The following is a 14342-nucleotide window of genomic DNA, read 5'->3' as shown; positions in this document are numbered from 1 at the left end:
ATTATGATAGTTAGAATAGCAAATATATGTTTGTTTGTTAAATAAATTTTGCTACATTAGTTAATCTTTTGAATGATAAACGCCTAGAATTTTTTAAAATCCATACAAAATGAAAGAAGATTTTCTGCATTATATCTGGCAGTTTAAAAACTTTGATTTTACAAAACTGCATACTACACAAGGTGAAAAACTCCTGATTATTAATTCCGGACAGTACCTTCAAAAAGCCGGGCCTGATTTCTTTAATGCTCAAATTGTAATTGGAACTCAGAAATGGGCCGGAAACATAGAAATACATCTCAAGTCTTCCGATTGGTATGTCCATCACCATGAAACCGATCCCAATTATGAAAATGTCATTCTTCATGTAGTCTGGGAACATGATACCGAGGTTTTCAGAAAAGACAATACTGAGATTGCAGTTTTGGAACTCAAGGAATACGTTTCTAACAAAGTGCTTGAAAATTATCAATCTCTTATTGCATCAAAGACATGGATTTTTTGTGAGAACGAAATTGACTCTATTGATGAGTTTTTTTTTAAAAATTGGCTCGAACGGCTGTTTTTTGAAAGACTTGAAAAGAAATATCAACCTATTGAGAAACTATTTTCAGCAACTATAAAGGATTGGGAGGCTGTGCTGTTTTGCCTGCTGGCTAAAAATTTCGGATTGAATACAAATGGAGAGACTTTTTTCAAAATTGCCAATTCTATTCCGTTTCAGAAAATCAGAAAAGAAAGTTTCGATGTCCAGAATCTCGAAGCTATGTTCTATGGCAGGGCAGGCCTGTTTATGAAAGAATGCGAAGATTTTTACTTTACAGAACTGAAAGAACGCTGGGAATATCTTTTGCAAAAGCACGACTTGAAAAAAGTCTATGTCGAGCCGATGCAGTTTTTTAAGCACCGTCCTGATAATTTTCCGACAATAAGACTTTCTCAGTTGGCAAATCTGTATCATTCGAGACAAAATTTATTTTCAGATATGATGGAAGCGGAAACGCTCTTGGAGTTCTATGAAATATTCAATATTGCCGCTTCTGACTATTGGGATGATCATTATCAGTTTGACAAGCGAAGCCCTAAAAAGAAAAAGAAACTCACGAATTCTTTTATCGATCTATTGCTTATCAATACGGTTGTCCCGTTGAAGTTTGCTTATGCCGGTTCTCAGGGAAATGACGTTTCGGAACAGATGATACGATTGCTTGCAGATATTCCTGCCGAGAAGAATAGCATCATTGATAAATTTCATAGCTTTGGAATAACGGCTAAGAACGCTTATGAAACACAGTCCTTATTGCAACTCAAGAACGAATATTGCAATAAGAAACGTTGCCTCGAATGCGCTATTGGGCTAGAGCTGATGAAAAGCTAAAATTTATTAGCTGTTGAAATCGGAAATTCTTAAATTTGAACTTTGACTTTTATAGTATGTCATTTATAACCAACATCAGGCATTTTTTTGAAAAGCATGGCTTTGAAGTTTCGTCCCGTTTGGCTGACCGCTTGGGGATGAGAGCATCGAGTGTACGTTTGTTTTTTATCTATATTTCTTTTTTTACTGTTGGTCTCTGGTTTGGTGTGTACCTGACGCTTGCCTTTCTCGTCAGATTAAAAGATCTAGTCTATACGAAGCGAAGTTCCGTCTTTGATTTGTAATCCTATTATTCCATTATGTTATCTCTCCGCCACTTAAATTTTTTATTCCATGCCAACCAACTCATTCTTCAAGTTTGATTCCCAACAACGTACCGGCATTTTTGTACTGATCCTTATTATCGCAGGAATACAGTTAGCCTATTATTGTATCGATGTAGAAATCGAAGAAGATAATTCTGTCGAAAAGCAAGAATGGCTTTCGCTACAGCCAGAAATTGACAAGATGAAAAAGGCCAAGATTGATTTCAAGCCCAAAATTTATCCTTTCAACCCAAATTTCATAACCGATTTTAAAGGCTACAAATTAGGGATGTCTACAGTTGAAATAGACAGGCTTTTGAAATTCCGAGAAGGCAATAAATATGTCAATTCGGCCGAGGAATTCCAAGCAGTGACAAAAGTTTCAGACTCGTTGCTAAATGCAATTGCGCCTTATTTTAAATTTCCCGATTGGGTTAAAAATAAAAAAAGCAGTTTTACTTCCTGTGAAAAACAATCATTTGTAAAAAATGAAAAGATTATCCTAATCGATATTAATAAAGCGACACAAGAAGATTTGATAAAGATATATGGCATCGGGCCTGGCTTGTCAGAAAGAATTTTAAAGCAGAAAGAAATTTTGGGAGGCTTTGTAAGCATGGAACAAATGAATGATATCTGGGGGCTTTCACCTGAAGTTATAGAAAAACTAAACGCCCAATTTAAGATAGGAGTTGTTCCAAACGTCAAGAAAATAAAAATCAACGATGCTTCCGTAAAAGAACTTTCCCAATTTCCTTATTTCAGATATCCAATCAGTAAAGAGATTGTCACCTATAGAAGTATGAATGGAGGGATTTCTAGTAGTGAAGATTTAATAAAGATAAAAGGCTTCCCTGTGGAGAAAGTGAAAATAATCGAAAAATATCTAGAGTATTAATTATTGGAATAATGTAATATCTAAATTGAAATGCAAGCAGTATAAGAAACTCTAATTGTGAATTTTGTTTAAATAAGTACTAAATGATTTGTTAAATTGCGGATTTGATAAAAAATAATAGCTTTTCTGTTGAAAAGAAAAAAACAATTGCCTTATATTTGGATTTCTAAAAAAATAAGATATAAAAATACCCTTGTTATAATATGAATTCAATATATTTTACTGAAGAGCACGAATTATTTAGGAAGAGCTTACAGGATTTTTTGCAAAAAGAAGTAGTTCCGCACATTGAAAAATGGGAAAAAACAGGAACAATCGAGCGTTTTATTTGGAAAAAATTTGGCGAAATGGGGTTCTTCGGAATCAATTATCCTGAAGCCTATGGAGGGATGAGCTTGGATTTATTCTATACGGTAGTCTTTTTAGAAGAACTTCAAAAAATTAAATCTTCTGGTTTTGCCGCAGCAATGTGGGCACATGCTTACTTAGCGATGACGCATTTAAATGCAGAAGGCAGCGAGAGAATCAAACAAGAGTATTTAGCACCAAGTATTTCGGGAGACAAAATAGGAGCTTTATGTATTACAGAGCCTTTTGGCGGAAGTGATGTTGCAGGAATGCGTACGACAGCGGTTAAACAAGGCAATAAATACATTATTAATGGTTCGAAAACTTTTATCACAAACGGAGTTTATGCCGATTATTATGTAGTTGCAGCCAAAACAAATCCAGAATCTGGTAATAAAGGAATCAGTATGTTTTTGGTGGATGCAAACCTGAAAGGAATAGCGGCTACAAAGTTAGATAAATTAGGATGGAGAGCTTCTGATACTGCCGAAATTGCATTCGATAATGTTGAAATCCCAGAAGAAAATTTAATGGGCGAAGAAGGAAAAGGCTTTCCTTATATTATGCAGCATTTTGCGCTAGAACGATTAATTATGGCAATAAATGCTCACGCTAGAGCAGAGTATGCGATTGAATATACTATCGGATATATGTCAGAACGTGAAGCGTTTGGGAAAACAATAGATAAATTTCAGGCTTTACGACACACTATTGTAGAGCATGCAACCGATGTGGAGCACTGCAAGCTGTTTAATTATGCAGCAGTTGCACGACTAAATCAGAAAGAATATGTAGTTAAAGAAGCCACAATGGCAAAATTGAAATCTACAAAAGTGGCCGATGAAACAATTTACAGCTGTCTGCAAATGCTAGGAGGGTATGGTTATATGGAAGAATATCCTTTGGCACGCTTGTTCAGAGACAGCCGTTTAGGGCCAATTGGAGGCGGAACTTCAGAAATTTTGAAAGAAATTTTATCGAAAATGATAATTGACAAGCAGAATTATAAGCCTGCTGTAAAATAATTTGTAATTCGTGATTCATAATTCGTAATAATTTTATAAGTTTGCACCCTTAACGAGAGGAGGTGTCATATTATGTTAATTATACCAATTAAAGACGGAGAAAATATCGATAGAGCATTAAAGCGCTATAAGAGAAAATTTGATAAAACTGGAACAGTTCGTCAATTAAGAGCACGTCAAGCTTTTATTAAGCCATCTGTAATCAAGAGAGCTCAAATTCAAAAAGCTGGTTATATCCAAAACCTAAGAGATCAATTAGAAAATTAAGAATTAATTTTCTTCAGGATACAAAACCGTTAGTCATGAAAGTTTAATACCTTTGATGTTAACGGTTTTTTTATGCTTACTACCAAAGAATCATTCAAGGATTATCTTCAGAAAGAGAAAAACTATTCGCTTCATACCGTTACGGCTTATTGTAACGACTTGTCTGATTTTGAGTTTTTCCTAAAACAGAATTTTGATCAAGATGAGCTAAACGAAGTAAATTACAGTCAGATCAGGAGCTGGATTGTTTCATTAGTCGATGCTGGAATTTCAAATACTTCTGTAAACCGAAAAATTTCTTCGCTAAAGTCATTCTATAAATTTCTTCTAAAAATAAAGCAAGTAGATGCGAGTCCGTTGCTGAAGCATAAAGCTTTAAAAACGCCAAAAAAACTGCAGATTCCTTTTTCTGAAAAAGAATTAGACAATGTGCTGAATACTATAACGTATCCGGAAGGCTATGAAGGTGTCCGTGACAAGCTTATTATCGATTTGTTTTACACGACAGGAATTCGAAGAGCGGAGCTTATTAATCTAAAAGTATCAAATATAGACCTTTCAAAAGGAGTGTTGAAAGTGCTCGGGAAGAGAAATAAGGAAAGAATCCTTCCGTTGTTACCAATAATACAAGATCAGTTTAGGCTTTGTTTTTCGGAAAGAGCTAGCTTGAAGGAGGTTAAGGATGAGTCGTTTTTCTTTCTTACGTTAAAAGGCGTTAAATTAAATGATTCCCTTGTGTATCGACTAATAAATATGTACTTTAGTAATGTCTCCGAGAAAGTAAAAAAGAGTCCGCATATCTTAAGACATACCTTTGCGACTCATATGCTAAACAATGGAGCAGATTTAAATTCAGTAAAAGAATTATTAGGGCATTCTAGTTTGGCATCTACGCAGATTTATACGCATAGCAGTTTAGCAGAGCTGAAAAAAGTTTACGGAGATGCGCATCCGAGGAACCGGAAATAATTCAAAATGTTCAACCGTATAAAAATTTTATTATGAAGGTAAACGTTCATGCAGTTAACTTTAATGTTGACGGAAAACTTGTAGGATTCATTCAAGACAGAATGGATAAGTTGGAAAAGTACTATGACAGAGTGGTTTCGTCAGACGTTTTTTTGAAGGTAGAAAAGACGAGCGATAAGGAAAATAAGATAGTAGAGGTGAAAATTCATGTTCCTGGAGATGAGTTTATTGTTAAAAAGCAGTGTAAAACATTTGAGGAAGGTGTTGAGCTTTCGTCAGAAGCCTTAGAGAGAGTATTGCTGAAACGAAAAGAAAAGATAAGAACGCATATATAATATAATTTTTTTTCAAAAATATTTTGATTAAGAAACAAAAAGATATACATTTGCAGTCCGTTAGAAATAGCGGACTTTTTTTATTGAGTTTGCCGGTGTAGCTCAGTTGGCTAGAGCAGCTGATTTGTAATCAGCAGGTCGTGGGTTCGAGTCCCTCTATCGGCTCGGTTCTTTATTAGATTGACAATAAAATGGTTAAGGGGAGATACTCAAGCGGCCAACGAGGGCAGACTGTAAATCTGCTGTGAAAACTTCGCAGGTTCGAATCCTGCTCTCCCCACAAAAAAAAGATTTGTGAATTAAGATTTTTGATTTATCTAAGTCTTAAATCTGAAATCATAAATCCTTTAATCAGGATTCCCTGCCGGTGTAGCTCAGGGGTAGAGTGCTTCCTTGGTAAGGAAGAGGTCACGGGTTCAAATCCCGTCATTGGCTCAAGTAAGAAAGAATTTGAACACTAATATATAACTAAGATTAAAATTAAGTAAAATGGCAAAGGAGAATTTTAACCGTTCCAAACCGCACTTAAATATAGGTACAATTGGACACGTGGATCACGGAAAAACTACATTGACTGCTGCAATTACTAAAGTAATGGCAGAAGCAGGTTTTTCTAAAACAGCTGCAAAATCTTTCGATCAGATTGATAATGCTCCAGAAGAAAAAGAAAGAGGTATTACAATTAATACATCTCACGTTGAGTACGAAACAGCTAACCGTCACTATGCTCACGTTGACTGTCCAGGTCACGCGGATTACGTGAAAAACATGGTTACTGGTGCTGCTCAAATGGACGGTGCTATCTTGGTTGTAGCTGCTACAGACGGACCAATGCCACAAACTCGTGAGCACATCCTTTTAGGTCGCCAGGTAGGTATTCCTAGAATCGTTGTATTCATGAACAAAGTGGATATGGTTGATGATGCTGAGTTGTTAGAGCTTGTTGAAATGGAAATCAGAGACTTGTTGTCTTTCTATGAATATGATGGAGATAACGGTCCAGTTATCCAAGGTTCTGCTTTGGGTGGATTGAACGGAGATGCTACATGGGTTCCTAAAATTATGGAATTGATGGAAGCTGTTGACAACTGGATCGAAGAGCCGGTTCGTGACGTTGCTAAACCATTCTTGATGCCAGTTGAGGACGTATTTACAATTACAGGTCGTGGAACTGTTGCTACAGGTCGTATCGAAACTGGAGTTGCTAATACAGGAGATGCTGTTGAAATCATCGGTATGGGAGCTGACAAATTGACTTCTACAATTACAGGAGTTGAGATGTTCCGTAAAATCCTTGACAGAGGTGAAGCTGGAGATAACGTAGGTTTGTTGTTAAGAGGTATTGATAAAGCTGATATCAAAAGAGGTATGGTTATTATTAAGCCAGGTTCAGTAAAACCACACGCTAAATTCAAAGCAGAGGTTTATATCTTGAAAAAAGAAGAAGGTGGTCGTCACACGCCATTCCACAATAACTACCGTCCACAGTTCTACGTACGTACAACTGACGTAACAGGAGTTATCTCTTTGCCAGCAGGTGTAGAGATGGTAATGCCAGGTGATAACTTAACTATCGATGTGGCTTTGTTAAGCCCAATCGCTATGAACGTAGGTCTTCGTTTCGCTATCCGTGAAGGTGGTAGAACGGTTGGAGCTGGTCAGGTGACTGAAATCGTAGAATAATTAGAATACTATATTTAAAGAACCAGCAGCGCCTATCGGATGCTGCTGGTTTTTAATAAACGGGCGTAGTTCAAGGGTAGAATAGCGGTCTCCAAAACCGTTGATGGGGGTTCGAATCCCTCCGCCCGTGCAAAAATAAATTACAATGACAAAAGTTGTTAATTACATAACCGAAGCTTTCGGTGAATTAAAAAATAATGTTACTTGGCCAGAATGGGCAGAAGTACAGCGCTTGACAATTGTAGTTGCTGTTTTCTCTGTAATATTCGCCTTGGCAACATGGGGAGTAGACGTTGTTTTCGCAAAAGCATTAGCTGGTTTCTTTAATTTGATAAAAGGTTAATTTTTGAGATGGCGGATAATAATGTGAAAAAATGGTATGTGGTCAGAGCGGTAAGCGGACAAGAAAATAAAGTCAAAGCTTATATCGAAACTGAGATCAACAGATTGGGAATGGCAGATTATATTTCTCAAGTACTTGTGCCTACTGAAAAAGTAGTGCAAGTAAGAGATGGGAAAAAGATCAGCAAAGACAAAGTCTATTTTCCTGGTTATGTAATGATTGAGGCTAATCTTGTTGGCGAAATACCTCATATTATTAAGTCTATAACTAGCGTTATCGGTTTTCTAGGTGAAGTAAAAGGAGGAGATCCTGTGCCTTTAAGACAGTCTGAAGTAAATAGAATGTTAGGAAAAGTAGATGAGCTTGCTGTGAAAACAGACAATCATTCTATTCCTTTCACTATTGGCGAGACAATTAAGGTGGTTGATGGGCCTTTCAATGGTTTCAATGGAACTGTTGAGAAAATCAATGAAGAGAAGCGTAAGCTTGAAGTAATGGTGAAAATTTTCGGAAGAAAAACACCATTAGAGTTAAGCTTTATGCAAGTTGAAAAAGTATAATTTTTTGTTACACACATAATAGAACCGCATCTGTCGCTTCCAATGAAGATGCGTTAAATTTTTTAAACAATGGCTAAAGAGATTAGTAAAGTAGTTAAACTACAAGTTAAGGGAGGTGCTGCGAACCCGTCGCCACCGGTTGGACCTGCTCTGGGTGCTGCTGGTGTTAATATCATGGAGTTCTGTAAGCAGTTCAATGCTAGAACACAAGATAAACCTGGCAAAGTGTTACCAGTACAAATTACTGTATACAAAGATAAGTCTTTCGACTTCGTTGTAAAAACACCACCTGCTGCTATTCAACTATTAGAAGCTGCAAAATTGAAATCTGGTTCTGGAGAGCCTAATCGTAAAAAAGTAGCGAAAGTTACTATGGATCAGATTAGAGCTATCGCTGAAGACAAGATGGCTGATTTGAATGCATTCACAATTGAGTCTGCTATGAGCATGATTGCTGGAACAGCTAGATCTATGGGTATAACTGTAACTGGAGACGCTCCTTCTAATTAAGAAAAGACATGGCAAAATTGACAAAAAAACAAAAAGAGGCTGCATCTAAAATTGAAAAAAACAAGCTATATTCTTTGAAAGATGCTTCTGCATTAATCAAGACTGTTGCTTCTGCAAAATTTGATGAGTCTGTTGATATCGCTGTTAAATTGGGTGTAGATCCAAGAAAAGCAAATCAAATGGTAAGAGGTGTAGTAACATTGCCTCACGGAACTGGTAAAGACGTTAGAGTTTTAGCATTGGTTACTCCAGATAAGGAAGCTGAAGCTAAAGCAGCTGGTGCTGACCACGTTGGATTGGATGACTATTTACAAAAAATCAAAGATGGTTGGACCGATGTTGATGTTATCATCACTATGCCAGCTGTTATGGGTAAATTAGGTCCATTAGGAAGAATCTTAGGGCCAAGAGGTCTTATGCCAAACCCTAAAACAGGAACAGTTACTATGGATGTTGCGAAAGCAGTTCAAGAAGTAAAAGCTGGTAAAATCGACTTTAAAGTTGATAAGACTGGTATCGTTCATGCAGGAATCGGAAGAGTTTCATTTGGAGCTGATATGATTACCGAAAATGCGCATGAAATTATTCAAACATTAATCAAAATGAAACCAACTGCAGCGAAAGGTACTTATATTAAAAGTATCCACATCTCATCAACAATGAGCCCTGCTATAGCTTTAGATCCTAAAGCTGTATAATTGGTAGTTAAAAATTTTTAGTATGACTAGAGAAGAAAAATCAATCGCGATTGAAGATTTAACTGCACAGTTAGCTGGTACAAATATTGTTTATGTAGCAGATATTTCTGGACTAAATGCAGAAACTACTTCAAGCTTAAGAAGAGCTTGCTTCAAAGCTGGTATCAAATTAGAAGTTGTTAAGAACACATTGCTTACAAAAGCAATGGAAGCTTCTGAAAACAACTACGGTGAACTACCAGAAGTTTTGAAAGGAAACACTTCTATATTCATTGCAGACGTGGCAAACGCTCCTGCAAAAATTATCAAAGAATTCCGTAAAAAATCTGATAAACCAGTTTTTAAAGGGGCTTATATCAACAGTGAAATCTACATTGGAGATAACCTTTTAGATTCTCTTGCTTCACTTAAATCTAAGGAAGAAGTTATCGGAGAAATCATCGGATTACTTCAGTCTCCGGCTCAAAGAGTTATTTCTGCTCTTAAGAACCAATTCGCAAACGAAGAAGGAGCTGAATCTTAATCAGTACGCACAAATAAATTATATTTTACAAAATCATTTAAACGATAGAAAAAATGGCAGATTTGAAACAATTCGCAGAACAATTAGTTAACTTAACTGTAAAAGAAGTTAACGATTTAGCAACAATATTAAAAGACGAGTATGGTATCGAACCAGCTGCAGCTGCTGTTGTAGTTTCTGGTGGTGGTGATGCTGGCGCAGCTGCTGAAGAGCAAACAGAATTCACTGTAGTATTGAAAGATGCTGGTGCTTCTAAATTAGCTGTAGTTAAAGCTGTAAAAGAACTTACAGGTTTAGGTCTTAAAGAAGCAAAAGACTTAGTTGACGGTGCTCCTGCAAACGTTAAAGAAGGTGTTTCTAAAGACGAAGCAGAAGGTCTTAAAAAATCTTTAGAAGAAGCTGGAGCTGTAGTTGAACTTAAATAAGTTTACTCGGTTTTAAGAACTAGGTTTAGGTCTTGAGTTGATGCTCAATGGCCTAAACCATTTTTCGTATAATAAAATTATATCCGGTTTTATTAGTCATTGAGTTGAATACGAAAAGCTTTTAATCCGTACGAAGAAAGAAATAAACTCCAACTTGGTTTATTTTTAAAGATGTGCAGATTATAAAAGAAAGTAAGGATTACTTAGTGTTTGCACACAAAAAATCACTTTTTTTTAATCAAAATTTTGTCCATTGATGATAACAAATCAGACTGAAAGATTGAATTTTGCCTCAACAAAAAATATTCCTGACTACCCAGATTTCTTGGATATTCAGGTTAAATCTTTTAAGGATTTTTTCCAATTGGAAACCAAATCTGACGAAAGAGGCAACGAAGGACTTTATAACACCTTCATGGAAAATTTTCCAATCACAGATACAAGAAATCAATTTGTGTTGGAATTCCTAGATTACTTTGTTGATCCACCACGTTATACAATTCAAGAATGTATAGAAAGAGGACTTACATATAGTGTTCCCTTAAAAGCTAGGCTAAAATTATACTGTACAGATCCAGAGCACGAAGATTTTGAAACGATTGTTCAAGATGTTTATCTTGGTACAATTCCTTATATGACGCCAAGTGGTACATTTGTTATCAATGGTGCTGAACGTGTTGTTGTTTCTCAATTGCACAGATCGCCAGGTGTTTTCTTTGGACAATCATTCCACGCAAATGGAACCAAATTATATTCTGCCAGAGTAATTCCTTTCAAAGGTTCTTGGATAGAATTTGCTACCGATATCAACAGCGTAATGTATGCGTATATCGATAGAAAGAAAAAATTACCAGTTACCACTCTATTTAGAGCAATTGGTTTTGAAAGAGATAAAGACATTCTTGAAATTTTTGACCTTGCAGAAGAAATCAAAGTTTCAAAAACAGGTCTTAAAAAATACGTAGGCAGAAGATTGGCTGCGCGTGTTTTGAATACATGGCACGAAGATTTCGTGGACGAGGATACTGGCGAGGTAGTTTCTATCGAGCGTAACGAGATCATCCTTGACCGTGATACGATTATCGACAAAGATAACGTTGAAGAAATTATCGATGCGAACGTAAAAACTATTTTGTTGCATAAAGAAGATGCGAATCAAGGTGATTATGCTATCATTCACAATACGCTTCAAAAAGACCCGACAAACTCTGAAAAAGAAGCCGTTGAGCACATCTACCGTCAGTTGCGTAATGCAGAACCGCCTGATGAAGAAACGGCTCGTGGTATTATCGATAAATTGTTCTTCTCTGACCAACGTTACAACTTAGGTGAAGTAGGTCGTTACAGGATGAACAAAAAACTTGGTTTGGATATCCCAATGGAAAAGCAAGTCTTGACCAAAGAAGATATCATCACCATTGTTAAATACTTAATCGAATTGATCAACTCTAAAGCAGAGATTGATGATATCGATCACTTGTCAAACCGTCGTGTTAGAACAGTTGGTGAACAACTTTCTGCTCAATTCGGTGTTGGTTTGGCTCGTATGGCAAGAACCATTCGCGAGAGAATGAACGTTAGAGATAACGAGGTGTTTACACCAATTGATTTGATTAATGCTAAAACATTATCGTCAGTTATCAACTCTTTCTTTGGAACGAACCAGTTATCTCAATTCATGGACCAAACGAATCCATTAGCTGAGATCACGCACAAAAGAAGATTGTCTGCCCTTGGACCTGGAGGTCTTTCGAGAGAAAGAGCTGGTTTCGAGGTTCGTGACGTTCACTATACGCACTACGGACGTTTATGTCCGATTGAAACACCAGAGGGACCAAACATTGGTTTGATTTCATCTCTTGGAGTGTATGCTAAAGTAAACGGAATGGGATTCATCGAGACACCTTACCGTAAAGTAACTAACGGAAAAGTGGATTTAGAATCTACGCCAGTTTACTTAAGTGCTGAAGAAGAAGAAGGCAAGATGATTGCCCAAGCAAATATCGAAATGGACAATAATGGACAAATTACTGCTGATAAAGTAATTGCCCGTGAAGAAGGTGACTTCCCAGTTGTTGACCCAACTGTTGTTCATTATACTGACGTTGCTCCAAACCAGATCGCTTCGATTTCTGCATCTTTGATTCCTTTCTTGGAACATGATGATGCGAACCGTGCGTTGATGGGATCGAACATGATGCGTCAGGCGGTACCTTTGTTGAGACCAGAAGCTCCAATTGTTGGAACAGGTCTTGAAAGACAAGTAGCGTCTGATTCTAGAGTATTGATCAATGCTGAAGGTCCTGGAGTTGTTGAGTATGTTGATGCTAATATCATCACTATTAAATATGACAGATCTGAAGAAGAAAGAATGGTAAGCTTTGACTCTGATGACAAGACTTATAATTTGATCAAATTCAGAAAAACCAACCAGAGTACGTCTATCAACTTGAAGCCTATCGTTAGAAAAGGGGACAGAGTGGTAAAAGGACAAGTACTTTCAGAAGGTTATGCAACTCAAAACGGAGAGCTTGCTTTAGGTAGAAACCTTAAAGTAGCGTTCATGCCTTGGAAAGGGTACAACTTCGAGGATGCAATCGTAATCTCTGAAAAAGTGGTTCGTGATGACATTTTTACGTCTATCCACGTTGATGACTATTCATTAGAGGTTAGAGATACTAAATTAGGTAACGAAGAATTAACGAATGATATTCCGAACGTTTCTGAAGAAGCTACCAAAGATTTAGATGAAAATGGTATGATCAGAATTGGAGCCGAAGTAAAACCTGGCGACATCCTGATCGGGAAAATCACTCCAAAAGGAGAATCAGATCCTACTCCTGAAGAAAAATTGTTAAGAGCAATCTTCGGTGATAAAGCAGGTGACGTGAAAGATGCTTCATTGAAAGCTTCTCCTTCATTGCATGGTGTGGTTTTAGATAAAAAATTATTCGCGAGAGCGGTAAAAGATAAACGCAAGAGAGGCAAAGACAAAGATGATTTGGCTGCCCTTGAAATGGAGTTCGAAACCAAATTTGTAGAATTAAAAGACAAATTGGTTGACAAGCTTTTCAACATCGTAAACGGAAAAACTTCGCAAGGAGTTATGAATGATTTGGGTGAAGAAGTATTGCCAAAAGGTAAAAAATACACTCAAAAAATGCTAAACGCTGTTGAAGACTTCGCTCACTTAAGCAAAGGTCAGTGGGTTGCAGATGATGAAACCAATAAAATGGTGAACGATCTAATCCACAACTACAAAATTAAGCTGAACGATTTACAAGGTGCTTTGCGTAGAGAAAAATTCACGATTACTGTTGGAGATGAACTTCCAGCTGGAATCTTGAAACTAGCGAAAGTATATATCGCTAAGAAACGTAAGTTGAAAGTAGGAGATAAGATGGCAGGACGTCACGGTAACAAAGGTATTGTTGCTAGAATCGTTCGTCACGAAGATATGCCTTTCTTAGAAGACGGAACACCTGTTGATATCGTGTTGAACCCGCTTGGGGTACCTTCACGTATGAACATCGGTCAGATTTATGAAACGGTTCTTGGATGGGCTGGACAAAACTTGGGTAGAAAATTCGCTACGCCAATCTTTGACGGTGCTTCACTTGACCAAATTAATGAATTGACTGACGAAGCTGGAATTCCAAGATTCGGACATACTTATCTTTATGATGGAGGAACTGGAGAGCGTTTCCACCAGCCTGCAACCGTTGGAGTTATCTATATGTTGAAACTAGGACATATGGTTGACGATAAGATGCATGCACGTTCTATCGGACCATACTCATTGATTACGCAACAGCCACTTGGAGGTAAAGCTCAATTTGGAGGTCAGCGTTTCGGAGAGATGGAGGTTTGGGCTCTTGAAGCTTATGGTGCATCAAGCACGCTTAGAGAAATTTTGACTGTTAAATCGGATGACGTTATCGGTAGAGCGAAAACTTACGAAGCAATCGTTAAGGGTGAAACTATGCCAGAACCAGGATTACCAGAATCGTTCAACGTATTGATGCACGAATTGAAAGGTCTTGGATTAGACATCAGATTAGAGGAATAGTTTTTT

The 14342-nt window shown here is 37.1% G+C and carries 15 protein-coding genes and 4 tRNA genes; all 19 read left to right on the top strand.

Annotated elements, in window-relative coordinates:
• Positions 1-109: 109 nt before the first annotated feature.
• The gene (locus GGR22_RS03970; protein WP_182492647.1) at positions 110-1378 is read left to right on the top strand and encodes a DUF2851 family protein; all 1269 of its coding nucleotides are present in this window, start codon (positions 110-112) and stop codon (positions 1376-1378) included.
• 56 nt (positions 1379-1434) lie between these two features.
• Positions 1435-1662 carry a hypothetical protein gene (locus GGR22_RS03965; protein WP_056071361.1) on the top strand — a complete coding sequence of 76 codons (228 nt, stop codon included), beginning with the start codon at positions 1435-1437 and terminating at the stop codon, positions 1660-1662.
• A 49-nt stretch (positions 1663-1711) separates the two neighbouring features.
• Positions 1712-2581: a ComEA family DNA-binding protein gene (locus GGR22_RS03960; RefSeq protein WP_182492646.1), complete on the top strand. Its 870-nt coding sequence runs from the start codon at positions 1712-1714 to the stop codon at positions 2579-2581.
• Positions 2582-2784: 203 nt separating this feature from the next.
• A complete protein-coding gene (locus GGR22_RS03955) occupies positions 2785-3954 on the top strand; it encodes an acyl-CoA dehydrogenase family protein (protein ID WP_182492645.1) in 1170 nt (389 codons plus the stop codon).
• A 72-nt stretch (positions 3955-4026) separates the two neighbouring features.
• Positions 4027-4221, top strand: coding sequence for a 30S ribosomal protein S21 (gene rpsU, locus GGR22_RS03950; protein WP_121375064.1), 195 nt, complete (start codon positions 4027-4029; stop codon positions 4219-4221).
• A gap of 72 nt (positions 4222-4293) precedes the next feature.
• Positions 4294-5190 carry a tyrosine-type recombinase/integrase gene (locus GGR22_RS03945; protein WP_182492644.1) on the top strand — a complete coding sequence of 299 codons (897 nt, stop codon included), beginning with the start codon at positions 4294-4296 and terminating at the stop codon, positions 5188-5190.
• 32 nt (positions 5191-5222) lie between these two features.
• Positions 5223-5525 carry a ribosome hibernation-promoting factor, HPF/YfiA family gene (gene hpf / locus GGR22_RS03940; RefSeq protein WP_121375062.1) on the top strand — a complete coding sequence of 101 codons (303 nt, stop codon included), beginning with the start codon at positions 5223-5225 and terminating at the stop codon, positions 5523-5525.
• Between the two features lie 91 nt (positions 5526-5616).
• Positions 5617-5690 (top strand) — tRNA-Thr (locus GGR22_RS03935).
• A 34-nt stretch (positions 5691-5724) separates the two neighbouring features.
• A tRNA-Tyr gene (locus tag GGR22_RS03930) sits at positions 5725-5805 on the top strand.
• Between the two features lie 83 nt (positions 5806-5888).
• Positions 5889-5960 (top strand) — tRNA-Thr (locus GGR22_RS03925).
• A 54-nt stretch (positions 5961-6014) separates the two neighbouring features.
• Positions 6015-7208, top strand: a complete 1194-nt coding sequence (tuf, locus tag GGR22_RS03920) for an elongation factor Tu (RefSeq protein ID WP_121375061.1) — start codon at positions 6015-6017, stop codon at positions 7206-7208.
• A 59-nt stretch (positions 7209-7267) separates the two neighbouring features.
• Positions 7268-7338, top strand: a tRNA-Trp gene (locus tag GGR22_RS03915).
• Between the two features lie 15 nt (positions 7339-7353).
• Complete coding sequence (gene secE, locus GGR22_RS03910; protein ID WP_056069298.1) at positions 7354-7551, top strand: preprotein translocase subunit SecE; 198 nt, start codon at positions 7354-7356, stop codon at positions 7549-7551.
• Between the two features lie 8 nt (positions 7552-7559).
• Positions 7560-8111: a transcription termination/antitermination protein NusG gene (gene nusG / locus GGR22_RS03905; protein ID WP_121375060.1), complete on the top strand. Its 552-nt coding sequence runs from the start codon at positions 7560-7562 to the stop codon at positions 8109-8111.
• 69 nt (positions 8112-8180) lie between these two features.
• Entirely contained in the window at positions 8181-8621 is a 441-nt protein-coding gene (gene rplK / locus GGR22_RS03900; RefSeq protein ID WP_056069304.1) for a 50S ribosomal protein L11, read from the top strand.
• A gap of 8 nt (positions 8622-8629) precedes the next feature.
• Complete coding sequence (gene rplA, locus GGR22_RS03895; RefSeq protein ID WP_121375059.1) at positions 8630-9319, top strand: 50S ribosomal protein L1; 690 nt, start codon at positions 8630-8632, stop codon at positions 9317-9319.
• 22 nt (positions 9320-9341) lie between these two features.
• Positions 9342-9842, top strand: a complete 501-nt coding sequence (gene rplJ, locus GGR22_RS03890; RefSeq protein WP_182492643.1) for a 50S ribosomal protein L10 — start codon at positions 9342-9344, stop codon at positions 9840-9842.
• 53 nt (positions 9843-9895) lie between these two features.
• On the top strand, positions 9896-10267 hold the full coding sequence (rplL, locus tag GGR22_RS03885; RefSeq protein WP_121375057.1) for a 50S ribosomal protein L7/L12: 372 nt from the start codon (positions 9896-9898) through the stop codon (positions 10265-10267).
• A 256-nt stretch (positions 10268-10523) separates the two neighbouring features.
• A complete protein-coding gene (gene rpoB / locus GGR22_RS03880; RefSeq protein WP_121375056.1) occupies positions 10524-14336 on the top strand; it encodes a DNA-directed RNA polymerase subunit beta in 3813 nt (1270 codons plus the stop codon).
• Positions 14337-14342: the final 6 nt, after the last annotated feature.

This window comes from Flavobacterium gossypii (genome assembly GCF_014138495.1).
In the GTDB taxonomy this organism is placed as follows: domain Bacteria; phylum Bacteroidota; class Bacteroidia; order Flavobacteriales; family Flavobacteriaceae; genus Flavobacterium; species Flavobacterium endophyticum.
This window is presented reverse-complemented; position numbering and strand designations above follow the sequence as displayed.

Bases quoted from the DNA above. Each gene is read 5' to 3' on its own strand.
- GGR22_RS03970 (WP_182492647.1), top strand. From the start codon at position 110: ATGAAAGAAGATTTTCTGCATTATATCTGGCAGTTTAAAAACTTTGAT.
- GGR22_RS03965 (WP_056071361.1), top strand. From the start codon at position 1,435: ATGTCATTTATAACCAACATCAGGCATTTTTTTGAAAAGCATGGCTTT.
- GGR22_RS03960 (WP_182492646.1), top strand. From the start codon at position 1,712: ATGCCAACCAACTCATTCTTCAAGTTTGATTCCCAACAACGTACCGGC.
- GGR22_RS03955 (WP_182492645.1), top strand. From the start codon at position 2,785: ATGAATTCAATATATTTTACTGAAGAGCACGAATTATTTAGGAAGAGC.
- rpsU (WP_121375064.1), top strand. From the start codon at position 4,027: ATGTTAATTATACCAATTAAAGACGGAGAAAATATCGATAGAGCATTA.
- GGR22_RS03945 (WP_182492644.1), top strand. From the start codon at position 4,294: ATGCTTACTACCAAAGAATCATTCAAGGATTATCTTCAGAAAGAGAAA.
- hpf (WP_121375062.1), top strand. From the start codon at position 5,223: ATGAAGGTAAACGTTCATGCAGTTAACTTTAATGTTGACGGAAAACTT.
- tuf (WP_121375061.1), top strand. From the start codon at position 6,015: ATGGCAAAGGAGAATTTTAACCGTTCCAAACCGCACTTAAATATAGGT.
- secE (WP_056069298.1), top strand. From the start codon at position 7,354: ATGACAAAAGTTGTTAATTACATAACCGAAGCTTTCGGTGAATTAAAA.
- nusG (WP_121375060.1), top strand. From the start codon at position 7,560: ATGGCGGATAATAATGTGAAAAAATGGTATGTGGTCAGAGCGGTAAGC.
- rplK (WP_056069304.1), top strand. From the start codon at position 8,181: ATGGCTAAAGAGATTAGTAAAGTAGTTAAACTACAAGTTAAGGGAGGT.
- rplA (WP_121375059.1), top strand. From the start codon at position 8,630: ATGGCAAAATTGACAAAAAAACAAAAAGAGGCTGCATCTAAAATTGAA.
- rplJ (WP_182492643.1), top strand. From the start codon at position 9,342: ATGACTAGAGAAGAAAAATCAATCGCGATTGAAGATTTAACTGCACAG.
- rplL (WP_121375057.1), top strand. From the start codon at position 9,896: ATGGCAGATTTGAAACAATTCGCAGAACAATTAGTTAACTTAACTGTA.
- rpoB (WP_121375056.1), top strand. From the start codon at position 10,524: ATGATAACAAATCAGACTGAAAGATTGAATTTTGCCTCAACAAAAAAT.